Source organism: uncultured Paraglaciecola sp. (genome assembly GCF_913020055.1).
Lineage (GTDB): Bacteria > Pseudomonadota > Gammaproteobacteria > Enterobacterales > Alteromonadaceae > Paraglaciecola.
The window spans coordinates 1-22,944 of the sequence record NZ_CAJWCF010000005.1 but is presented as its reverse complement, the minus strand read 5'-3'; the positions used below and the strand labels follow the sequence as shown (position 1 = coordinate 22,944).

Sequence of the window (22,944 nt, the reverse complement as noted above, 5' to 3'; positions counted from 1 at the left end):
ATCTTATGACTCTTGAATGGGTTGAAAAGCTAATAATTCGACACCACCATCGACTAAATCACCCGCTTTAAAATAGAATTCACTGACACAACCCGAAGCGTGTGCTTTTAAGCTGTGTTCCATTTTCATGGCTTCCATAATCATTAACGTTTGGCCTTGTTCAACCTGCTGGTTGGGTTCGACTAAAATGGCAACCACTGTGCCGTTCATCGGCGCGATAAAGCCAGTATCTGAAGCGGTATCTTGCGTATCTCCCAGATCAGCCTGCAGTGATCTAAAACGAATGACCTTACCATTGCAAAATATCGAATAGCCTTCTTGGCTAGCATTCACATTGGCAACGGTTTTGTGACCATTGATTGTGGAAATTAGCTGACTTTTTTCAATGGCCCCCGTGCAATGGTAATCTTGCTGGTCGATTCTAATCTCAAATATGCTGCTATTTCCAACCCCCTTTTGGCTGACTTGAACAGAAAACGAGGTTTCGCCCACCACTAATTCTAGGTTATGAAGGTGTTGCTCGTTCGCCCGCCATGCATTGCCAAGTGACCAAGGAGAAAATCGGTCTTGTTGAATAGATGTATTATTTTGTTGGCTGCTTAACATCACGTACAAAGCTGCCATTGGTAATAAAGCGTTAATATCTTGTGCATTATTCAGCATTAACAAATCTTGATTTTTATCTATAAAACCAGTGTCTATTTGTTCTGCTTTAAAGGGCGCACTGTTGGCTAAGTTATACAAAAATTCAATATTAGTAACCACACCATCAATATGATATTCGGTTAAAGCTTTCGTTAATCTAGCAAGGGCTTTATCGCGGTTTTCGTCCCACACAATTAACTTTGCGATCATGGGATCATAAAAAACAGATACTTCATCACCCTGTACTACACCGGTATCTACTCGAACATGTTCGGATTCAATCGGTGGTTGCAACAGGGATAGCTTGCCGGTAGCAGGTAAAAAGTCATTATTAGGATCTTCCGCATAAATTCTGGCTTCAAAAGCGTGACCATGAATACGTAAGGCGTCTTGTGTTAAGGGTAAAGACTCATTGTTGGCGACGCGTAATTGCCATTCAACTAAATCTTGACCTGTGATCATTTCGGTTACGGGATGCTCAACCTGCAAACGGGTATTCATTTCCATAAAGTAGAATTGCCCATCACTGTCTAACAAAAACTCTACTGTGCCTGCTCCCGCGTAATTGATTGCCTTTGCGGCTTTTAATGCGGCTTCACCCATCTGTTTACGTAATTCTTCGGTCATACCAAAAGCAGGGGCTTCCTCGATGACTTTCTGATGACGACGTTGCACCGAACAGTCTCGTTCAAATAGATAAACGCCATCGCCAAAATTGTCACAGAATACTTGTATCTCTACATGACGTGGAGCAGTCAGGTATTTTTCGACTAACATTAGGTCATCGTTAAAACTTGACATCGCTTCACGTTTGGCAGCTGCTAATGCATCGTTAAACTCAGTTTCCTGCCAAACTTGACGCATACCTTTACCACCACCACCGGCGGCGGCTTTGAGTAAAACAGGATAGCCCATTTTGTCTGCGTGAGACTTTAAGCCCTGTACACTTTGATCATCTCCATGGTAGCCAGGTACTAATGGAACTTTAGCTTTCTCCATGATCTGTTTGGCCGCAGATTTTGAACCCATTGCTTGAATAGCGCTAACCGGAGGGCCAACAAATACAATATTGTTTTTCTGGCACAGATTAGCAAAAGTGGCATTTTCTGATAAAAAACCGTAACCAGGATGGATCGCATCGGCACCAACTTTTAGTGCAATTTGAATGATTTTTTCTGCTTGAAGGTAGCTGTCTTTAGAAGGTGCAGGACCGACATGAATAGCTTCGTCGGCCATCTTTACGTGTAAAGAGTGTTGGTCGGCATCTGAATATAAAGCAACCGTTAATATGCCCATACGTTTTGCGGTTTTGATGATGCGGCAGCTAATTTCTCCGCGATTGGCAATTAATAATTTAGTGAACATAGATTACTCCATTACCCAGTTAGCGCGGCGTTTTTGTAGAAATGCATTGAGGCCTTCTTGACCTTGTTCAGAGACTCTAATTTTTGCAATTTTGTCGCTAGTCATTGCGATCATATCCTCTGAAATCGGTTTGTTTTGTATTTCCAAGATGAGCTTTTTAGCTTCTAGGATAGCAGCGGGTGAGTTTTTCAGAAGATGCTCAATTAAGTTGTCAATTGTGCTGTCTAGTTCTTCTTCTACTACCGCTTCGCTAAGCAAGCCTAAACGTCTAGCCCGGCGCGCAGAAAATACCTCGGCGGTGGTAAAGTAGCGTCTGGCAACTCTTGCACCAATAGCGTCGATTACATAAGGGCTAATGGTGGCAGGGATTAATCCTAGCTTCACTTCACTTAAACAAAACTTACTTAATTTACTGGCAATGGCCATATCACAACAGGCAACTAGCCCAACAGCACCGCCAAAAGCAGCACCTTGTACTCTGGCAATGGTAGGTTTATCAATGCTGTTTAAAATTTGAAACATGCTGGCCAGCGCATTCGCATCGGCTAGGTTCTGTTCGTAGCTGTAAGTGGCCATACGCCGCATCCAGTTTAAATCAGCGCCAGCACTAAAACTTTTGCCCGTAGACGCAAGTACCATCACCCTAATGTTTGAGTTTTGATCAATGTGAGTAAATATGTCAGTCAGCTGAGCAATCAACTTGTCATCGAAGGCATTATGAATGTCAGGCTGATTTAAGGTGACAGTTGCCACACCTCTTTTATCAATATCAAATAGCACTTTATCGGTTGAATTCATTACATTCTCATCCCTACATTCTAAAGACACCAAAACGGGTGTCCTCAATAGGTTTATTTAAGCTGGCTGAAATACACAAACCTAACACCTGACGGGTGTCAGCCGGATCGATTACACCGTCGTCCCATAAACGCGCCGAAGCGTAATAGGGGTGACCTTGTGTTTCATAGGTGTCAATAATGGGTTGTTTGAACTGTGTTTCTTGCTCAGCACTCCATTGCTCATTGACGCGTTCTTTTTGTTCTCGCTTAACTTGCGCCAATACACCTGCAGCTTGTTCTCCGCCCATGACTGAAATACGCGCGTTTGGCCACATAAACATAAACCGAGGATCGTAAGCACGGCCACACATGCCGTAGTTACCTGCACCAAAACTGCCGCCAATAAGAACGGTAAATTTAGGTACTTTGGCGCACGCCACAGCTGTGACCATTTTGGCCCCATGTTTTGCTATTCCGCCTGCTTCATATTGTTTACCGACCATAAAGCCGGTAATGTTTTGTAAAAATACCAAAGGAATTTTGCGTTGTGCACAGAGCTCAATAAAGTGCGCGCCTTTTTGTGCGGATTCTGAAAACAAAATACCGTTGTTGGCAACAATACCCACTGGATAGCCAAAAATTCTAGCAAAACCGCAGATCAATGTTTGACCGTATAAGGCTTTAAATTCATCAAATTCTGAGTTATCTACCACCCTGGCGATGACTTCTCTTACGTCATAAGGTTGGCGCTTATCTTTGGGTATTACCCCATAAATTTCATCACTGGAATAGTTTGGTTCAACAGGTTCAACGACATCGAGTTCAATTGATTTTTTACGGTTTAATCTAGCGATTGCATCTCTGGCAATTTTTAATGCGTGATGGTCGTTGTTGGCTAAATGATCGACCACACCTGATGTGCGACAATGTACATCACCTCCGCCTAAGTCTTCTGCACTTACTACTTCACCAGTAGCCGCTTTCACTAACGGCGGGCCACCTAAAAATATCGTGCCTTGTTGTTTAACAATAATGGACTCATCTGCCATAGCAGGCACGTATGCGCCACCTGCTGTACAAGAGCCCATAACTACAGCTATTTGCGGGATGTTTTGTGCTGATAAGTTGGCTTGGTTAAAGAATATTCGACCAAAATGTTCTCTGTCGGGAAATACTTCATCTTGACGGGGCAGGTTAGCCCCACCTGAATCTACCAAATAAATACACGGCAAATTATTCTGTTCAGCGATGGTTTGTGCACGTAAATGTTTTTTAACGGAGAGGGGATAATAACTCCCGCCTTTTACTGTGGCATCATTGGCCACAATCATACATTCAACACTAGACACACGACCTATGCCTGCAATAACACCTGCAGCAGGCACGTTGTCTTCATACACTTCATAGGCAGCAAGTTGCGATAGTTCTAGGAAGGGAGACCCTGAATCGAGTAGGGCATTGATCCGCTCTCTTGGAAGTAATTTCCCACGATCAAGATGCCTTTGGTTAGCTTTTTCGCCACCACCGAGTTTGATTGCTGCAATCTTAGTTTTTAAGTCATCGACTTGCGCTTGCATATGCGAAGCGTTAGCCAAAAATTCTTGGCTTTTGGTATTTAACTTACTGATGATTTTAGGCACAGTATTGCTCCAGTTATTTGCAATAGAAGAATTTAGGTAGACTCTTTAAACAACTCACGACCAATCAACATTCTACGAATTTCAGACGTGCCGGCACCAATTTCATATAACTTCGCGTCTCGCAATAATCGACCCGCTGGAAATTCGTTAATATAACCATTACCACCTAGCAGCTGAATGGCATCCAAGGCCATTTTTGTTGCCAGCTCTGCAGAATAAAGGATCGCGCCTGCTGCATCTTTACGGGTCGTTTCACCTCTATCACAAGACCGAGCGACGGCGTAAACATAAGCTCTAGCAGCATTCATCTGAGTATACATATCAGCCACTTTTCCTTGGACTAATTGGAACTCACCAATAGATTGACCAAACTGCTTACGGTCATGGATGTAAGGCACAACTAAGTCCATACACGCTTGCATAATGCCTAGCGGTCCACCGGATAAAACTACACGTTCGTAATCCAAACCACTCATTAATACTCGTACACCACCGCCTTCTTGGCCTAAGATGTTTTCTGCAGGCACTTCACAATCTTGAAATACCAATTCGCAGGTGTTGGATGAGCGCATACCTAATTTATCTAGTTTTTGTGCCTGACTAAAACCTGGGGTACCACGATCAACAATAAAGGCTGTCATGCCTTTGGCACCTGCTGCTATATCTGTTTTGGCGTACACTACAAAGGTATGCGCATCAGGACCATTAGTGATCCACATCTTGTTGCCATTTAACACATACACATCACCACGTTTGTCTGCACGTAGTTTCATGCTCACTACATCAGAGCCAGCGTTTGGCTCGCTCATTGCCAAAGCACCAATGTGTTCACCGCTAACTAACTTGGGTAAGTACTTTTGTTTTTGTGCTTCGCTTCCGTTCTTATGAATTTGGTTAACACATAAATTAGAGTGCGCACCATAACTTAGGCCAATGCCTGCAGATGCTCGGCTCACTTCTTCCATTGCGATAACATGTGCCAAATACCCCATGTCTGATCCACCATATTGCTCGGCAACCGTTACACCGAGTAATCCCATCTCACCGAGTTTTGGCCATAATTCATTGGGAAAACTGTTAGCTTGATCGGCTTTTTCAGCCAAAGGTGCAATTTCACCTTGAGCGAAGTTATTTACGTGGTCACGTAACATATCGATGTCTTCACCGAGACCAAAGTTTAGAGTTGGGTAGGGAGCATTCATGCGGATTGTCCTTGCTTTAAGGTGGTGAGTGTTAAGGCATTGAGTTCGTCTTGGCAGCGAGCTTCTACGTCTTCGAGCTCTACTTTTAACATTTCAATGTCTTCTAGTTGTTGTTGCATATGAGCTCGCTTAGTAGCGGTCATCTTAAGCATAGCTTCAAGCTGTACTTTTGAATTTTGGTGACTGTCATATAAGTCAAATAAGGTTTTGGTTTCTGCTAATGAAAACCCCAAACGTTTACCACGTAAAACCAACTTTAGTCGCACTTGGTCTTTTTTAAGATAAATACGGTTCTGACCATTTCGAGTGGGGTTCAATAAACCTTGCTCTTCATAAAAGCGAATAGAGCGTGGTGTAATATCCATTGATTTGGCTAGTTCGCCTATGCTGAAGGTTCGTTCACTCATCATTTATTCATCTCGGTAAAAACGTTAATAAGGTTTACGTTTACGTAAACTGAAAGTCAATGTAAAGTGTTAGGGTTTTAAAATCAATCTTGCAATGCATATATTGGCTAAGTCAGTATGCGTAATAAAATCCAAAGCGTGCAAATTCCTGTACGCTAAAGATTAAAAAGTTTAGTGAATAGAGCAACATTTAGGAGTTTTTATGTCTGATAATACTATTGTAATTGTATCGGCCAAGCGCACACCTATGGGTGGGTTTATGGGTAGTTTGTCACCAATGACCACTACTGAAATGGGAGCCAGCGCGATTCAAGCTGTACTAGAAGAAACGCAAGACTCAGCTGCGGTATCGTCACATATCGATGAAGTAATAATGGGCTGCGTATTACCAGCCGGTTTAGGACAATCGCCCGCTAGACAGGCTTCTTTAAAAGCGGGGTTGCCGTTATCTAGTGGTGTTACCACTATAAATAAAGTATGCGGTTCCGGTATGAAAGCTTTGATGTTAGCTCACGATCTGATCAAAGCGGGTACCGCGGAAGCAATCGTGGCAGGCGGCATGGAAAGCATGAGCAATGCACCTTATTTATTGCCAAAGGGCCGTGTAGGATATCGTATGGGACATGGGCAGGTGTTAGATCACATGATGCTTGATGGCTTAGAAAACGCTTATGATGGACAAGCTATGGGGTGTTTCGCTCAAGCAACAGCTGATGCTGAAGGTATCACACGGGAACAAATGGATGAATTTGCACTAGCAAGTTTACAAAAGGCCAACAGTGCTCAAGAAGCGGGTTTATTCGTTGATGAAATTACACCCGTTACCATCAAAAACCGCAAAGGCGATGTTGTTGTTGATAGTGATGATGGACCCAAACAAGCCAAACCTGAAAAAATACCCACTTTGCGCCCAGCCTTTAAAAAGGATGGCACCGTAACTGCTGCAAACTCAAGCTCGATTTCTGACGGTGCGGCTGCTTTGTTGGTCATGTCTGCGAGTAAAGCACACGCACTAGGTTTAACTCCAATAGCTAAAATTGTGGCCCACAGCTCGCATGCCATTGAACCAGAAAATTTTACCGTGGCTCCAGTAGGTGCCATGCAAAAACTTTTTGCAAAAACCGGTTGGTCCCACGAAGATGTAGATTTATTTGAAATTAATGAAGCCTTTGCCATGGTGACTATGCTGGCAATAAAAGAGCTTGGGCTAAACTCAGATAAGGTAAACATCAAAGGTGGTGCCTGTGCCCTTGGTCATCCTATTGGCGCCTCTGGTGCACGAGTGATTGTCACCTTGTTACATGCCCTTAAACAAAAAAATCTAAAAAGAGGCATAGCATCATTATGTATTGGCGGAGGCGAAGCGACCGCAATCGCAGTTGAAATGATCTAATCCAAATGTCGGTTTAGTGGGTATACAAGCAGTGTTATTTTTAACACTGCTTTTTTATTTAAGGAAACAACTATTTTGAATTGGTTAATAACATTATCACTGTGCATTTTTTCGATAATCGCCAGCGCTTCACCACCCAAAATCACCTTTGCAAAAGTGGACAGCAATGTCGCCTACTCAAAAGTTGCTGCCTTGTCATTCTCGCCAGCTGATCAAAAGATTGTTTATGGTGCGGACCCTTTGCAATACGCCTTACTCTGGCGAGCCAACGAACTTGACACTGCAGCACAAAAACCATTGGTTGTTTTGATCCACGGTGGTTGCTGGTTAAGTGCCTACGATATCCAACATACCTATGCGTTAAGCACTGGATTAGTTCAAGCCGGCTTCAATGTATGGTCATTAGAGTATCGTCGTACTGGAGATAAAGGCGGAGGGTGGCCTGGTACTTATGATGATGTTAAAGCGGGGATTTTAGCGGCGGGCAAATACAATAACAGTGAATTTGATTTAGCCAGTACAGTATTAGTCGGTCATTCTGCGGGGGGGCATTTAGCCTTGCTCGCTGGAGGTGAAATAAACAATCTTAGAGGTGTGATTGGTTTAGCCGCAATTACAGATATCGAACAGTATGCTGCGGGCGAAAATAGTTGCCAGCAAGTCACCAAAAATTTTATGCAAGGGCTACCCAAAGACTTACCCGAGCAATACGATTTGGCTAATCCGAGTAAGCAGCCGTTACATATCAATACCGTTATTTTACAAGGTGGTAAAGATAATATTGTTCCCGCGTTTGAGTTGGATAAGTTAGATCGTAAGATCATTATATTAGATGACGTGGGGCATTTTGATTGGATTCATCCTGGTTCTGAGGGTTTTAGCACACTGACTCAACGTTTAAGAGACTTAACAAAATGAATATTGACGAGATTATTGCACTAGATAAAGCAGATCCCTTGGCAAAAAAGCGCCTTGAGTTCGACCTTCCTGTTGACACTCTCTACTTGGATGGAAATTCATTAGGGGCTTTGCCTAAATCGGTTAAATCGAGAGTGGCAGAGGTGGTTAGCCAGCAATGGGGAAACGACTTAATTAAAAGTTGGAATAAACATAACTGGATTGATTTACCAATAAAGGTTGGTGAAAAAATAGCGCCACTTATTGGTGCGGCTAAAGGTCAAGTCATCTGTTGTGATTCTATCTCTGTGAATCTATTTAAGTTGTTATGCAGTGCACTGACTCTTAGTTCAGATCGAAGTGTGGTGTTGTCTACAAAAGATAATTTCCCAACTGATTTGTATATGGTGCAAGGGCTGAGTGATTTGTTAGGGCCTGACTTGTGTCAATTACAACTAGTCGAAGAGCAGTTGATTCAGCAGAGCATGACAGAGTCAGTGGCAGTCTTGTTATTGACTCAGGTAAATTTTCGAACGGGGAAATTACTGGATATGGCAAAGCTGACCCAACTCGCTCATGACAAAGGAATTCTGGTGATTTGGGACTTAGCTCATAGCGCCGGAGCATTGCCTGTAGAGTTAGATAAGTGTCAGGTGGACTTTGCTGTTGGTTGTGGTTACAAATATTTAAATGCTGGACCTGGTTCACCGGCTTTTTTATATGTAGCCAAACATCACCAAACAGCGGTTAAGCAGCCATTATCGGGCTGGATGGGTCATGCTAACCCTTTTGCATTTGAACCCGAATACCAAGCAGCAGACAGTATCAATCAATTTCAGTGTGGTACCCCTAGCGTGCTGGCAATGAGTGCCTTGGATGCAGCACTTGATGTTTGGCAGGATGTGAATATGCAGCAGATTCGAAATAAATCTATTGCCTTAGCGGACCTATTTTTAGGGCTTATTCACATGCATGAATGTTTGCATGACTTGATCCTATGTTCGCCGAATACTGCTAAACAAAGAGGCAGTCAGTTAGCTTTCTCACACAATGATGCCTTTGCCATTTGCCAAGCGTTAATTGAAAAAGGCGTGATAGCTGATTTTCGTGCTCCAAATATATTACGCTTTGGTTTCACACCACTGTATACCTCGTTTGAAGATGTATGGCAGGCAGTGACCACCTTGGCAAGTATTGTAGAAACTGAATTATATAAAGCAGATCGTTTTAATATTAGTTTAAAAGTGACTTAGGATTAATTTGTTCATTAAGTAAGAGCCTAAATTAATGGGAATCAATATGACAACGGATAAGGTAGTTATTATTACAGGTGCCAGCCGAGGAATTGGCGCAGCTACAGCTAAACTTTTTGCGCAAAATGGTTATGCGGTATGTATTAATTTCATGACCAGTGACATTGCTGCTGAACAACTAAAAAATGAAATACTGCAATACACAGCAAAATGTATCACGGTTAAAGCCGATGTTGCAAAATCTAGCGAAGTGCAACGTCTATTCGATATAGTTGATAAAGAACTAGGTTGTTTGTCAGTGCTGGTTAACAATGTTGGCATATTAAAAGCTCAGTGTCGGTTCGATGAAATCGACGAGCAACGATTTGGCCAAGTGTTGAATACCAACGTCATGAGTTGCTTTTTGTGTTCAAAACAAGCTGTTAAACGTATGTCTAACAAATATGGCGGTGTAGGTGGGGCGATAGTCAATGTTTCATCTGCTGCGGCAAAAACTGGCTCTCCTTATGAGTATGTTGATTATGCCGCTTCAAAAGGTGCAATTGATAGTTTAACCAAAGGCTTGGCAATGGAAGTGGCTGCAGAAGGTATTCGGGTTAATGCTGTAAGGCCGGGTCTTATTCACACTGACATTCATGCTTCGGGGGGCGAGCCAAACCGTATCGACAGGCTTAAAACTAAAATACCCATGCAAAGAGGTGGTGAACCTACTGAAGTAGCTGAGACTATATATTGGCTTGCATCAGAAAAATCTTCGTTCGTTACCGGCAGTTTGGTCGATATTGCTGGTGGCTTGTGAATGCCTAATAAAAATATTTAACCCAATGTAAAACTATTCCATTGCGTCGAGGCTAGTGCGAATTTTGTGATACCTTTCCTGCTGCGCTTCATCCAACTCACTGTTTTCAATGGTTTTAATACATCGTTTCAACATAGGAGCAGAGACAGCCGCTACACCTGCTTTCGCAGCTTTAGATGAAATAGCCTGCAACAGATTAAGGGCAATTGAGGTGTTTTTGGGCATGATAGTGAATGCTTGAGTAAATACCTGCATCGCATTGTCAATATCACCTTTTTGAAAGTACCTTACTGCGGTGTTATTTAGGTCTTTTGAACTAAATTTAATCGCAGACTTCTCTTCTTTTTCTTGAGTGATGTAGTGCATAAATATTTCACTATGCTCTGAATTACCTTTACAGCGTTCTTCTATTTGATTTAGCACCGCTTGTGAGCGTTCATGTAAACCTACATCATGAAATATTTTGGATTTATCTAATAAGGCGTCTACGCCTTCGTTGTCCCAACTGTCTTCGTCGAGCATATTTAGTAATGCCAACGCGTTGTCTTTTTCATCCTCGAGATATAATAAACGAGCATTGATCACTTTCATTTGTTCTTGAACGTCTGCTTTGGGGAACGCCTGCTTAAGCTGTCTAACGTATTCATTTGCTTGTTTGATTAAGCGTTCGGTATCTTTAGGCTCGGTTGTCATCGCATAGTCGATACCCGATCTGGCTACATTCAAATAATTTTCGGGTTTATCATGAATAGAGTTTTTAGCGAATCGAACAATCTTTTTTGCTGCTTCAAATTGGGTTTCATAATCATGAGTAATACGGGATAAGTCCATGGCTGTTTTATGCCGACGAATACTCCTTGGAGAAATGTCAGTGGCCATCATTACGCATTCAAGTGCGGTTTCAAAATCATTTTGTTTAATCTGCAATGCAGTTAACAAGTCATATGCGGCAAGCTGTGAGTCTGGCTTGAAGGCCAAACGTAGGACTAACTTTTCTGCTGACTCATCTTCATTCAGGCGTAAGTAACTGTTTACTAACCCTAGTTGTGCCCAGGTAAAAGTTTGTACCTTTAAAATGGCTAAATAGAAGTCTTTGGCCTGTTGAAAGTTGCCGCTGGCAGTGAGCATTTCGCCTTTAATTTTTAACGCCAAAGGAAAAAATTCTGAATGTTTTGGATTACCTAAGAATAATTCCACCTCTGATAATGCCCGCACATATTGATTTTTTTCAATACACAGGTAGACATCATTTAAGGCTTTTTTACGGGCCAATACTCGGCTTAGTCTTCGATCTAAATCTTTGACGGTAAAAGGTTTTGCTAAAAAATCGTCGGGTTGTAATTCAATAATACTTTGTACTAAGTCAGAATTGGTATCCGCACTAATAAACACAAATGCGGTGCTTAAGGGCAGCTCACCGTTGGTTTTAATTTCATCATAAAAATAATAACCATCTTGTTCGCGTTTTAAGTTGTAGGAACAAATGATTAAATCAAAACGCTGACTTCTTAGCGTGGTCAAAGCGAGGTTAATTTTATCCACATAAGTAATATCGCTAAACCCCAACTCCTCTAAGGAATATTTCATATATCCCTTAGCTAAGACTTGATCGTCTACGATAAGTACTTTGGTATTTTTAGCCAGTTGTGAATTCATTGGTTGCCAATATTTCTAATATGCATAAAGGTTATCGTATTTGTAACTAAAATAATAAGGCCTAAACGCAGAAATAATGCGAATTTGTTAAGGCTGAAAAAAATGGAGTCATTATTCCTATCCTTGGAGCTTTCAATACGCCTTTGTGAATGGATTGTTTTTAACTCTCTCTAGATGCTTAGAAGCCTAGATTGATGGATATTAGGCTTTAAGCAATTGTTCAATGCCTACTTGTTTTATTTTATGGGTTTTGGGCGGTTTTTGATTGACTAATATTTCGCCCTCAGCAAACTCAAAACGTCTTAACACTTCGTCAGTGACATCAATAATGTCGCCCATTGCAGATACATTCCATAGTTGCTCCTCTAGGGATTTCGCTTTATGAACCGCGTACACACTCACATAGTTGAGTTCTGACTGCATAGTTTCAAAGTCGGGTCTTCCGGTGCGTCCGAGAAAAACTTTTACGGCAATAAATTGACCATTTTGTAACGCTTGGGCGATAAACTGTCTACGTTTTTCTGGCTTAGTAAACTGCTCAGCAAAATAGCTGGTGATTGCGTCGCCTATTGCGTCTTTACCGGGATCAAATGCAATATACAACTCGCGCATTTCAGGGCGGTCATTGGGTTTGATTTTAGCCAAAGTGAGATTGATAAAATCGTGACGTATTTTAACATTTCGATAAAGTGGGTATAGATTGAACTGACCGGGTTTTGCTTGAAAGCTCAAGAGCTGTGTCAACCTATTACTGGTTGATGATGTTGCGACCGCATCGGGCACAAATTCAACACTGTCTTTGCGTAAAAAATATGCCACGTTAATCACATTATGCGAATAAATGTTGCGCAGTGCTTCACCTATGCCAGAAACTTCCTCTTCGTCTCGATAAGCTCTTAGTTTTGAACGATTAGATTTAATTAATGCTTCAAAAAAACGTCTAGCAACATTGCTTTCTTTGGTAACAAAATTTTGTAAATGTACTACATGCCGATCTTTAGACACATTTCTAACCACATAGGGTAAGTCTGACAATTCATACTTTGTTGTTACCGATTGAAGTTGTGGAAAGGTTAGGGTTATTTTAGCTTTATCGTTTTGATGAAAAAATTTGTCTAACTCTATTTTTAACCCTTGGGCTGATATATCTTCGGTATGCCCTTCAAATATCACATTGTCAATGCTGACTTGTACTGCGGTACGAAGTAAAAATCGTGTTTCTCTACGTTGATTAAAGTATTTGAACCGATACACAGTAACTATTGCCGGCGGTTTATTTCGAGGATGTCCAAATACTTTAAGTTGAGCCAACTGCTCACGCTTTATTTTAAATTTTTGATAGTGTTCTGTACTGATGTCATCTGTAATATTGGTTAGTAATGCGACATGTTTAATGTTCTTTAATCTCGACATCAAACGTGGGGAGGGCTTTTGGTTTTGTCTTTTGACTTTGTCATTAATGGAGTTACCAATAGACAGAGGACGATAACTTTGTTCTGGGTCTACTTGGGTAAACTGTAATTTGTATACTCTCCAACTGGCTTTACGTGAACCAAAGCCTAAAAATAATTTTTTTAGTTCAGGTTTAGCATTTAACTCAGCGTGTGTGGCCGAGTAAAAATAGACTTTTTCATTTTTAATATGATTAAACACAAAAATAAACATTTCTTGTTGGCCATTGGCCAGGGAAAGTCCATGTTTTATGCGTTCTTCAGTTAATAAATAACCAATTTTCAAGTCCTGTAATTCATTTGCCCAATACTGAATTTCTTCCCTGTTACAGTCATTCGCTAAGGCATATTTGGGTATGTATTGGTTGTCTACTTGTTCGATAAATACCGGTATTGAAGCAAAATTAGGAATATAATATTGCTCGTAAGTTTTGTTTTGAATAGCGGTGATTGTATTGTCTAAATTGACTTTATAGCGACGTTTATTACCGTGAATAAAACGTTCAAAAAACTTATCAAAAGAAGGGAAGGGGATATCAAATTGACGTTTGAGGTTTAATCTTTGATCTTCTTTAATACGTTCAACACTACTAATTATGTAAGCTACGCCTTGGCGCTTATCGAGCAAATATTCTTTTTCTAAACCACGAAATTGCACAGTAAGGCGATCGCCAGGTTTGAACAAATGTTCTTTGTTGGCTTTAACTTTTAGTCCGTTTACTGATACGTCGATGGTAGTCGCTTGAATACTTTTGTTCATTTCAGTAAACATTTCTATGTTTACTGAAAAATTCATTCTTTCTTCGCCTCTTTGGGCAAAAGTACCAAATTGAATAAGCGGAGCTTGAAAATTTTCAATTTTTGCCTTGATTACTTCAGGCTTGTTTCGATTGACTTTCGCTGCTTGTTGCTCTTTTTTGTACATGACCCGAAAATTATTTTCGGTATTCGTCACTGCTTCATATACACCAATGGTGTATTCACCAAAAATACGAACTTGGCGTTCAAAGGTTTCAATCGCTACATCATCTAATGAGTGCTCTTTACCTTGATGTTCATAAATTCTGCATTTGCCATCGACCAAGCCGCGTAAGTCTATTAGACGGATACACGGGCGAGCTAGGCGCATCAGTTCCATCTTTAACAAAAAACGTTTTTGCTTTGGGATATCTGAAGCAACCTGATTCAATACCTGATTAAACTCAGGCTCATTGATCATTGGCTTAAGTTCTTCAATGATGTCGTGGTATTCTTCTAAATCTTGGCTCATGAATTCAGGGTAAACTCACTAATATTGTTATGTGCTTTTGCGTTTGTTGTAACAGTTATCGGCAAAAAAGCTAAAACTATGATTTATAGAGCATATTGCCTTAATGTAAAATACGATAATCACATCATGAATACCAACTCAAAATGAAAAAAGATAACGATTAATATGGCTAAACGTAAAACTGCTTATGTATGTTCCGACTGTGGGGCGGAATACCCCCGTTGGCAAGGACAATGTAACGATTGCAACACTTGGAATACTATCACTGAATTTGCCGTGTCTTCGACTAGTAATTCAAGTGGTCGAAATACCGGTGGGTATTCCGGCCAAACTCAAGCCAAAGTTGAATCTTTAGCTAACATTGATTTACAAGCATTACCTCGATTTGCATCGGGCTACAAAGAACTTGATAGAGTTTTAGGGGGCGGCATAGTGCCCGGGGCGGCCATATTAATTGGTGGCTCCCCTGGCGCGGGTAAAAGTACCATGTTGCTACAAGTTATGTGTCAAATGGCGAACAATAAAAACGCACTGTATGTGACGGGTGAGGAATCATTGCAACAAGTGGCTATGCGGGCCCAGAGACTTGGATTACCTAATGACAAACTAAAATTGCTGGCCGAGACCAATATAGAAGTGATTTGTGATCTCGCTTTACAGCACAAACCAGAGTTAATGGTGATTGATTCCATTCAGGTCATGCAAGTACCCGATGTACAGTCAGCTCCCGGCAGTGTCTCGCAAGTGCGCGAAAGTGCCGCCTATTTAACGCGATTTGCCAAACAACATCATATCGCAATGTTTTTAGTTGGGCATGTGACCAAAGATGGCAGTTTGGCAGGTCCAAAGGTACTAGAACATTGTATTGATTGTTCAATGATGCTTGAAGGAGAAAGTGATAGCAGATATCGGACTTTGAGAAGTCAAAAAAACCGCTTTGGCGCGGTGAATGAATTAGGTGTATTTGCTATGACTGAAAAAGGATTGAAGGAAGTCAGTAACCCTTCTGCCATTTTTCTTAGTCGTGATGACCAACAATCACCAGGTAGTATCGTTATGGTTGTGTGGGAAGGGACGCGGCCTTTGCTAGTGGAAATTCAAGCCTTGGTTGATTATTCGCAAATGGCTAATCCAAGACGAGTGGCAGTAGGATTAGACCAAAATCGACTAGCGATGTTATTGGCAGTGTTACATAGACATGGCAATGTGCAAATGAATGATCAGGATGTGTTTGCCAATGTAGTAGGCGGGGTTAAAGTAAATGAAACTAGCGCTGATTTGGCTTTGCTGCTGGCAATAGTTTCGAGCTTTCAAAATAAGGTGTTAGATAAAGAGTTAATTGCTTTTGGTGAGGTTGGGTTATCGGGGGAAATAAGGCCTGTTCCCAATGGGTCAGAAAGAATAAGTGAAGCAGCTAAACATGGCTTTAAGCGGGCCATCGTACCAAAAGCTAATGTACCCAAACAACGGGTTGCTGGTATCGAAATTATAGGGGTGTCGCGCTTGTCAGAGGCGTTAGAGGCTATCTAATTAACTTAAGGTTGGGGAATTTATACTGTTCAAAATCACGATAATTACGTCTAGCTTTGATGAACCTGCTGTTAATAGTTGCGCTGATTGTATCCAATGCCTTTGCAAAGTAATTATAATTACTTGTGGAGGATAGGTTGGTCTTAATTCGATAGCAGCTAAACTAGCTTTTACATTTCAAACTTAACATTGCTTATTAGCTACAATGTTAAGTTTGAAAAATCAAGTTATAGACACTCAGTTATTGAATATATTTATTGTGCAAAATTAAATGTACTGTCAAACCTGAAAGTACTATCGCTTTGAGAATCATAGAGGAGGTATGAAATCACATATATACTGGCTTCAACATCGCTTTCTAATTCATAACCAATATAATTAAATTCTCCAGCCGTTAAATCCCCATTACTTACAAATGCACCAGATGATATTGGTGACTCAGGAAAGTTAACGAAAGCATTATTATTATTCGGATCCAAATAGCCAAAATTTATTTGCTCAACAATAAACGCCCTATTAGTCAAGTTCTTGACGAACAAGTAGAAAACACTGCCCGCTTTGAGCGTATTATTCTCATACACTGCAGACCCTTGACCAATTACAGAGAAAGCATCAGTTAATTCATCAGTACTAGACACACCAGCACCTACAGAATAATTACTCGCTGTGGCAGATAATGAAATAAAACCATCATAGGTAGATTTTAACAAGTAGCTCACAGCGCCATTTGTGGTTACTAATTCTTCATCTCGATTAGTTGTGCCTTCATTGATTGTTAATGTTATGGGAGTACCGTCTGCTATTACCCCAGTTTCAGCATTAGGCACTAACACCAGATTAACTAGGGCAGTATCATTGTCATCATTTAATATAAAGTTGGGTTGCACAGTCAAACTTAGGGCTTTGGGTAAATTAGGCTCAAGAGAAACTTCAAGGGGCACGAGTAAAGAATTAATACCCAGTATAGACGCCGATATGTTAACGCTACCCGCTGCCAGCGCTTTAACTAGACCTTTGTCCGCTGATGAATTTCCTACCTCAGCAATATTAGTATCACTACTTAACCAATTGACTTGAGATGACACATCTAGGGTGGAAGAATCAGAAAAATTCGCAATTGCTGTGGCCAATATGGATGACGGCACTATAACCTGAGTGCTTGCACTATTGACTTGAATACTAGTCAACTCTGCATCGGTAACATCAATATTAATTTGGTCGGTGAGCAGATCTAAGTTGGCTGATATTGTTAATTGACCTGGGCTAATGGCTGTTACTAAACCTGATTCTGTATTGTTATTTGCAACAGTGGCTTTTAGCACATCATCACTCTTCCAGCTCACTTGTTGGCTAACATCTCTAGAAGTCATATCAGAGTATGTTCCAACTGCAATAAGACGTTGGGTTATACCGCTGGGCACTGAAGTTTGTGCTGCATTGATGAAAATACTCTGTAACGTTGCTGATGTGACAGTTATATGCCCTAAGCCAACCAATCCCTGCAACTCTGCGCTTATCAAAGCTGAACCTTCATTTTGAATCAGGACAGATCCGTTACTTGAAGATTGCACGTCTACTGAGCTGGTATTGGAAGAGCTCCATAAGACTTGTGAAGTTAAATCGATTAGTGAACCATCGGTAAAATGACCAAGGGCCTTAATTTGCGTATCGGTACCTTTTGCCACTGTTTGATTAGTAGGCTGAATCTCAATACTGCTTAGTACAGCATTACTAATGGTTAACATGGTGTTTTGTTGAATACTTCCTAAAACCGCAGTGAGTGAAGTGCTGCCTAATGCAACAGAGTCAGCTAAACCTGGAGAAGATTGGGTGTTGCTAATCAGCGCTTTGTCTTGATTGCTTGATAACCAGGTAACCTCAGAGGTTAAGTCCTGAACTGTGCCATCGGAAAACGTACCTTGAGCAGAGTATTGCTGAGACTGACCAAGTGGAATTGATGTGTTAATTGGAGACAATGTAAGAGAAACAAGTTCAGCATCGGTTACATCAATTGATAACTCTGCCTGTTGACCCGAAAGACTAGCGGTAAGCGTTGTTGAACCTGGCATTAAGGCTGATACGGTTGATGGATCACTTTCAATGCTTGCTATTTCATTATTCGAATTTGTCCACTCCACTTGACTACCAACATCTAGTTTAGTGTTATCTGAAAACGTTGCTGTTACTGTAATAGGTTCAATTGTGCCCTTGGCTAAGGAAAGCTCTGAAGGCGTAATGGCTATTCCAGTTAAAGTTGCCGCACTTACGGAGATGGATAAAGAACTAGTTAGTCCCTGTTTGCTGGCAATGGCTGAGACTGAACCTGTTTGTAATGCCGTTAGCAAACCTGTTTCAGAATTTATCGAAGCTATTGTAGAGTCCGAAACACTCCAAACAACTTGGTTACTTAAGTCTTGCTCTGTGCCATCGGAATAAATGCCTTTTGCTGAAAAATTCGAGGTTAAACCTGCTGCTATTTGTATAATTGGGGAGCTAACCACTATAGACTGCAGTGTTGCTGGAGAGATGGTCACATTCAAATTGGAACTTAGCTCGCCAACACCAGCGGTAATAGAAACCGTACCCACTGAAATTCCTAGCACCACCCCAGTATTGGAGATACTAGCGATACTCGGGTTGGAAGATTGCCAAGTAATCCCATTAGTCAATGTTTCGTTACTGTTATCAGAATATATACCCGACAAACTTAATTGTTGAGAAGAAGCAATCGCTAATGTCACAGTTGTGGGTGAAATGGCTAATGCGGTTAGGGCTTTTACGGAAATGTTTTGTTGGGTAGACAATCCTTCGAAAGTGGCAGTTACAGAAGTAGTGCCAGCCGATAAAGCTGTTACTAAACCAGTATCTGATACATTTAACACTTCTGAGTCGGCAACTGACCAGCTTGCCAATGATGTTGAATCTTGGCTAGAACCATTAGCCAGAGTGCTAGTTGCGATTAGTTGAAATGTTTCTGCTATTTTAAGGGGAGAGGTAACCTCTGTGACTGACAAAGAGACAAAATCTTGCAACACTCTGATTGGTAATGTTTCACTGATTCCTTGAAAGCTAGCGGTTATCGAAGTGGTACCCTCAGAAATCGCTAGCAACACGCCAGATGTTGAGATACTAGCGACACTGGGATCAGAGGATTCCCAAGTGACCGAACTGTTCAAATTTTCGTTACTGTTATCTGTATATTGTCCCGTTACATTTAACTGCTCTGATGAACCTATTACCAAAGTCATCACTATGGGCGAAATCACTAAGTCGGTTAAGGCTTTGACCGTGACTTGAAATGTTTTACTGACGCCCTGCAAACTAGCGGTTATTGAAGTGCTACCCGCAGAAACCGCTAGCAACACGCCAGATGTTGAGATACTAGCGACACTGGGATCAGAGGATTCCCAAGTGACCAAACTATCCAAATTTTCGTTACTATTATCTGTATATTGTCCCGTTACATTTAACTGCTCAGACGAACCGATTAGCAAAGTCATAACGACGGGTGAAATCACTAAATCGGTTAAGGCTTTGACCGACACACTGATTTCATTCGATTTTCCTTCATAGGTTGCCGTCACAGTAGTGGTGCCAGCTTCTAGCGTGGTTATTAAACCAGTGTTTGATACTTCAAGCACTGCTGCATCGGCAACAGTCCAAGTAGCGGAAGATGTTAGATTCTGAGTTGAATTATTGGAGTATGTACCTGTCACACTTAATTGGAATGTTTCTGATTTTTTTAGCGTTGACTCAACAGGAGTGATGCTCAATGAGCTTAAAGTGGGAGTTGTGGGAGTTGTGGGAATAGGCGTAGAACCTCCGTCGTCGCCACCACCACATCCTGAAAGTAATAGAGCAACGAAAAAATAGCTGAGAAGTGAATGAAATAAATGAGTGTCTTTTAATCCTGACATGTTGTACTGATCCTATATTTATCACTTAAGGTTTTACTAAACTTATTGATACTGATGGTATTATTTATTGCCCATTACTGCACGGTTTTAATCATCTTTGTAAACTGATTGTTTTTATTTATTGTCTTGAATGCGCATATATTTGCAAATTGCAATTTTGTGAAGTAAATAAAATTCAAATAATTATCGATACTCTACATTTAAGGAAAAGAAAAGCAGTATAAAAATTTCTGTTATTAAGTTAATTTAAAAAACTCAAATACAATTGAGGTGTAGTTAAAGTGCATCGCAGAAAATTTACGAACTTAGGTGTTGATGTAAAAATGCAGCTGTTGTATTTCGTATAGCTGCTGCAGAAAGGGTGTTATTAAAGCCTACCTTCAGTTCAGAAAACTACTCTTCTCTAAAATGTTTGCAATGCACAGATTTACTATCTTTTGGATGTATGTAGGTTGTCGTTGATACTTAAGTTTTGCATAGGACAAGGGCGCTAAATGCGCCCTTGTGTTGTTATTTACTAATCTTTTTATACTTAAGCCTATGGGGTTCAACTACATCTGTACCATAGGTCGCTTTTAACCAAGCGGCATATTCGGTGTAGTTACCTTCGTAGAAATTGATTTTTCCTTCATCACGATAGTCCATTATATGCGTCGCTATTCTGTCTAAGAACCACCTGTCATGTGAAATCACCATGGCACAACCAGGGAATTCCAAAATGGCATTTTCTAGGGCGCGTAAGGTTTCTACATCCAAGTCATTGGTGGGCTCATCCAGCAGTAATACGTTACCACCGGCTTTTAATAATTTAGCTAAATGTACCCGGTTGCGTTCACCACCAGACAAGTTTTTCATAAACTTCTGTTGATCCGATCCTTTAAAATTAAAACGTCCACAATATGCACGGCTGTTTAATTCAAAGTTGCCTATGCGGATAATATCTGAGTCGTCTGATATTTCTTTGTAAACTGTATTGTCGTCATTCATATCATCGCGGAACTGGTCGACACTGGCTAATTGTACCGATTCACCCAGGTCAATTTTACCTGCGTCAGGCTTTTCATCGCCGCTGAGCATTCTAAATAACGTAGATTTACCTGCACCGTTAGGACCAACAATGCCAACAATGGCACCTTTGGGCATTTTGAACGAGAGGTCGTCAATTAACACTCGGTCGCCATAGGATTTTTTAAGACCTGTCACTTCAATGACTTTTTCACCTAAACGTTCACCAGGTGGGATAAACAACTCATTGGTTTCATTACGCTTTTGGTAATCCCCTGTATTGAGCTCTTCGAACCTAGCCATACGGGCTTTGCTTTTAGATTGACGACCTTTAGCGTTCGACCGTACCCATTCAAGTTCGGTTTTAATCGATTTCTGTCTGGCGCTTTCGGTTTTTTCTTCTTGCTCAAGACGTGCGTCTTTTTGTTCTAACCAAGATGAATAGTTACCTTCCCAAGGAATACCTTGGCCACGGTCAAGCTCCAATATCCAGCCAGCCACGTTATCGAGGAAATACCTGTCATGGGTAATCGCGACCACTGTGCCTTCATAGTCATGTAAAAAACGTTCTAACCAAGCTACTGATTCTGCATCCAAGTGGTTGGTAGGTTCGTCGAGTAATAACATTTCAGGTTTTTCGAGTAACAATTTACATAGTGCAACTCGACGACGTTCACCCCCAGAAAGTTTGCTTACATCGGCATCCCAAGGTGGTAGACGTAGGGCATCGGCTGCTCGCTCTAAGGCATTGTCGAGATTATGACCATCCTTGCTTTGGATGATGGCTTCTAATTCACCTTGCTCTTTAGCTAAGGCGTCAAAGTCCGCGTTTTCTTCTGCGTAGGCTGCATAAACTTCATCGATACGTTTAAGCGCATGGGCTACATCTGCTACTGCTTCTTCGATGTTGCCTCTTACGTCTTTACTTTCATCAAGCTGAGGCTCTTGGGGTAGATAGCCGATTTTTAATCCCGTTTGAGGAATGGCTTCACCTTCAATATCTGTATCTATGCCGGCCATGATCCTGAGTAAGGTCGATTTACCAGAACCGTTCAAACCTAACACGCCGATTTTGGCACCGGGGAAAAAGCTGAGAGAAATGTTTTTTAAGATATGTTTGCCGGGTGGAACCACTTTACCGACACGAAGCATGCTGTAAACGTATTGCGCCATTATTTATTATTCTTGGTTAGAGTTTAATTATAAGTAGTGTAATTCACTCGCGTCTAGGTATAAATGGGTGAGTAACAATTAAATAGGTTTTGATATTTTAAATATTGAAAATATTTTTGTTTTTTTATCGTCTCTTTGAATCGTAAAGTATGCTTAGTGCTAATGATGCGACAGGAGCGGTAACACAAATAAAGTTTACCTATAGGTTGGTAAATATGTGTTGATATTCAGTTATAAGCCGTATTTTATTTTACTGAATTTATGAAGCTTGATACCCTGTTCATGGGATCTATATAGGCAATTGTTTCATTGGTTTTAACTTCCTGTTCGATAACTTTTTCAATGTATTTAATTACCAAGGTTTTATAAATGAAACGATTTGTATACTGGGCATTATTTTTCATTGCTTTTAAAAGTTTTTCTGCTGAGACACCTACTCCTAATGTACTTGTTTTTGCTGTACAACCTAGTTATGCAAAGATGTTTGACGTGGTTGAATAGATACGACCACCCCAGTTAAGACATAATAGCCTTAACTGGAGATAGATAATGACAACACGTA

15 protein-coding genes are annotated in these 22,944 nt (G+C 40.9%); 6 read left to right on the top strand and 9 right to left on the bottom strand.

The genetic code is table 11. From position 1 onward, the window contains the following. Window positions 1-3 precede the first annotated feature (3 nt). Genes QZ488_RS01995 through QZ488_RS01975 form a run of 5 tightly spaced genes read right to left on the bottom strand, consistent with a single transcriptional unit; the run spans window position 4 to window position 6,038 of the window. Window positions 4-2,010: an acetyl/propionyl/methylcrotonyl-CoA carboxylase subunit alpha gene (locus tag QZ488_RS01995; RefSeq protein ID WP_293745961.1), complete on the bottom strand. Its 2,007-nt coding sequence runs from the start codon at window positions 2,008-2,010 to the stop codon at window positions 4-6. 3 nt (window positions 2,011-2,013) lie between these two features. Then, complete coding sequence (locus tag QZ488_RS01990) at window positions 2,014-2,808, bottom strand: enoyl-CoA hydratase/isomerase family protein (protein WP_293745960.1); 795 nt, start codon at window positions 2,806-2,808, stop codon at window positions 2,014-2,016. A 13-nt stretch (window positions 2,809-2,821) separates the two neighbouring features. After that, on the bottom strand, window positions 2,822-4,429 hold the full coding sequence (locus QZ488_RS01985) for a carboxyl transferase domain-containing protein (RefSeq protein WP_293745959.1): 1,608 nt from the start codon (window positions 4,427-4,429) through the stop codon (window positions 2,822-2,824). 32 nt (window positions 4,430-4,461) lie between these two features. Then, window positions 4,462-5,631: an isovaleryl-CoA dehydrogenase gene (locus tag QZ488_RS01980; protein WP_293745958.1), complete on the bottom strand. Its 1,170-nt coding sequence runs from the start codon at window positions 5,629-5,631 to the stop codon at window positions 4,462-4,464. Then, window positions 5,628-6,038, bottom strand: coding sequence for a MerR family DNA-binding transcriptional regulator (locus tag QZ488_RS01975; RefSeq protein WP_293745957.1), 411 nt, complete (start codon window positions 6,036-6,038; stop codon window positions 5,628-5,630). Before QZ488_RS01975 ends, QZ488_RS01980 begins: the two co-directional genes overlap by 4 nt. A gap of 202 nt (window positions 6,039-6,240) precedes the next feature. On the opposite strand from QZ488_RS01975, the gene QZ488_RS01970 reads away from it, so the two are divergent. The 4 genes from QZ488_RS01970 to QZ488_RS01955 all read left to right on the top strand — a co-directional run bounded on the left by QZ488_RS01970 (window position 6,241) and on the right by QZ488_RS01955 (window position 10,380). Further along, window positions 6,241-7,431, top strand: a complete 1,191-nt coding sequence (locus QZ488_RS01970) for an acetyl-CoA C-acyltransferase (protein ID WP_293745956.1) — start codon at window positions 6,241-6,243, stop codon at window positions 7,429-7,431. Between the two features lie 117 nt (window positions 7,432-7,548). Beyond that, window positions 7,549-8,349 carry an alpha/beta hydrolase gene (locus tag QZ488_RS01965; RefSeq protein WP_293746023.1) on the top strand — a complete coding sequence of 267 codons (801 nt, stop codon included), beginning with the start codon at window positions 7,549-7,551 and terminating at the stop codon, window positions 8,347-8,349. After that, window positions 8,346-9,581 (top strand): kynureninase, encoded by a 1,236-nt coding sequence (gene kynU / locus QZ488_RS01960; RefSeq protein ID WP_293745955.1) that lies wholly within the window; start codon window positions 8,346-8,348, stop codon window positions 9,579-9,581. Before QZ488_RS01965 ends, kynU begins: the two co-directional genes overlap by 4 nt. A 46-nt stretch (window positions 9,582-9,627) precedes the next feature. Beyond that, window positions 9,628-10,380: an SDR family oxidoreductase gene (locus QZ488_RS01955; protein WP_293745954.1), complete on the top strand. Its 753-nt coding sequence runs from the start codon at window positions 9,628-9,630 to the stop codon at window positions 10,378-10,380. 33 nt (window positions 10,381-10,413) lie between these two features. Here the strand turns inward: QZ488_RS01955 and QZ488_RS01950 are convergent, their stop codons facing one another. Continuing rightward, window positions 10,414-12,036 carry a response regulator gene (locus tag QZ488_RS01950; protein ID WP_293745953.1) on the bottom strand — a complete coding sequence of 541 codons (1,623 nt, stop codon included), beginning with the start codon at window positions 12,034-12,036 and terminating at the stop codon, window positions 10,414-10,416. Window positions 12,037-12,237: 201 nt separating this feature from the next. Beyond that, the gene (locus QZ488_RS01945; RefSeq protein ID WP_293745952.1) at window positions 12,238-14,757 is read right to left on the bottom strand and encodes a PilZ domain-containing protein; all 2,520 of its coding nucleotides are present in this window, start codon (window positions 14,755-14,757) and stop codon (window positions 12,238-12,240) included. Between the two features lie 165 nt (window positions 14,758-14,922). On the opposite strand from QZ488_RS01945, the gene radA reads away from it, so the two are divergent. Then, a complete protein-coding gene (gene radA, locus QZ488_RS01940; RefSeq protein ID WP_293745951.1) occupies window positions 14,923-16,287 on the top strand; it encodes a DNA repair protein RadA in 1,365 nt (454 codons plus the stop codon). A 254-nt stretch (window positions 16,288-16,541) separates the two neighbouring features. Here radA and QZ488_RS01935 read toward each other — a convergent pair whose 3' ends face one another. Continuing rightward, a complete protein-coding gene (locus QZ488_RS01935; RefSeq protein WP_293745950.1) occupies window positions 16,542-20,204 on the bottom strand; it encodes an Ig-like domain-containing protein in 3,663 nt (1,220 codons plus the stop codon). A gap of 510 nt (window positions 20,205-20,714) precedes the next feature. Further along, window positions 20,715-22,382, bottom strand: a complete 1,668-nt coding sequence (ettA, locus tag QZ488_RS01930; RefSeq protein WP_293745949.1) for an energy-dependent translational throttle protein EttA — start codon at window positions 22,380-22,382, stop codon at window positions 20,715-20,717. A gap of 369 nt (window positions 22,383-22,751) precedes the next feature. On the opposite strand from ettA, the gene QZ488_RS01925 reads away from it, so the two are divergent. After that, window positions 22,752-22,883, top strand: a complete 132-nt coding sequence (locus QZ488_RS01925; RefSeq protein WP_293745948.1) for a hypothetical protein — start codon at window positions 22,752-22,754, stop codon at window positions 22,881-22,883. The last annotated feature ends 61 nt before the right edge of the window (window positions 22,884-22,944 follow it).

Coding starts and splice junctions, on each gene's coding strand:
- QZ488_RS01995 (WP_293745961.1), bottom strand. CDS start 2,010: ATGTTCACTAAATTATTAATTGCCAATCGCGGAGAAATTAGCTGCCGC.
- QZ488_RS01990 (WP_293745960.1), bottom strand. CDS start 2,808: ATGAATTCAACCGATAAAGTGCTATTTGATATTGATAAAAGAGGTGTG.
- QZ488_RS01980 (WP_293745958.1), bottom strand. CDS start 5,631: ATGAATGCTCCCTACCCAACTCTAAACTTTGGTCTCGGTGAAGACATC.
- QZ488_RS01975 (WP_293745957.1), bottom strand. CDS start 6,038: ATGAGTGAACGAACCTTCAGCATAGGCGAACTAGCCAAATCAATGGAT.
- QZ488_RS01970 (WP_293745956.1), top strand. CDS start 6,241: ATGTCTGATAATACTATTGTAATTGTATCGGCCAAGCGCACACCTATG.
- kynU (WP_293745955.1), top strand. CDS start 8,346: ATGAATATTGACGAGATTATTGCACTAGATAAAGCAGATCCCTTGGCA.
- QZ488_RS01955 (WP_293745954.1), top strand. CDS start 9,628: ATGACAACGGATAAGGTAGTTATTATTACAGGTGCCAGCCGAGGAATT.
- QZ488_RS01950 (WP_293745953.1), bottom strand. CDS start 12,036: ATGAATTCACAACTGGCTAAAAATACCAAAGTACTTATCGTAGACGAT.
- QZ488_RS01945 (WP_293745952.1), bottom strand. CDS start 14,757: ATGAGCCAAGATTTAGAAGAATACCACGACATCATTGAAGAACTTAAG.
- radA (WP_293745951.1), top strand. CDS start 14,923: ATGGCTAAACGTAAAACTGCTTATGTATGTTCCGACTGTGGGGCGGAA.
- QZ488_RS01935 (WP_293745950.1), bottom strand. CDS start 20,204: ATGTCAGGATTAAAAGACACTCATTTATTTCATTCACTTCTCAGCTAT.
- ettA (WP_293745949.1), bottom strand. CDS start 22,382: ATGGCGCAATACGTTTACAGCATGCTTCGTGTCGGTAAAGTGGTTCCA.
- QZ488_RS01925 (WP_293745948.1), top strand. CDS start 22,752: ATGAAACGATTTGTATACTGGGCATTATTTTTCATTGCTTTTAAAAGT.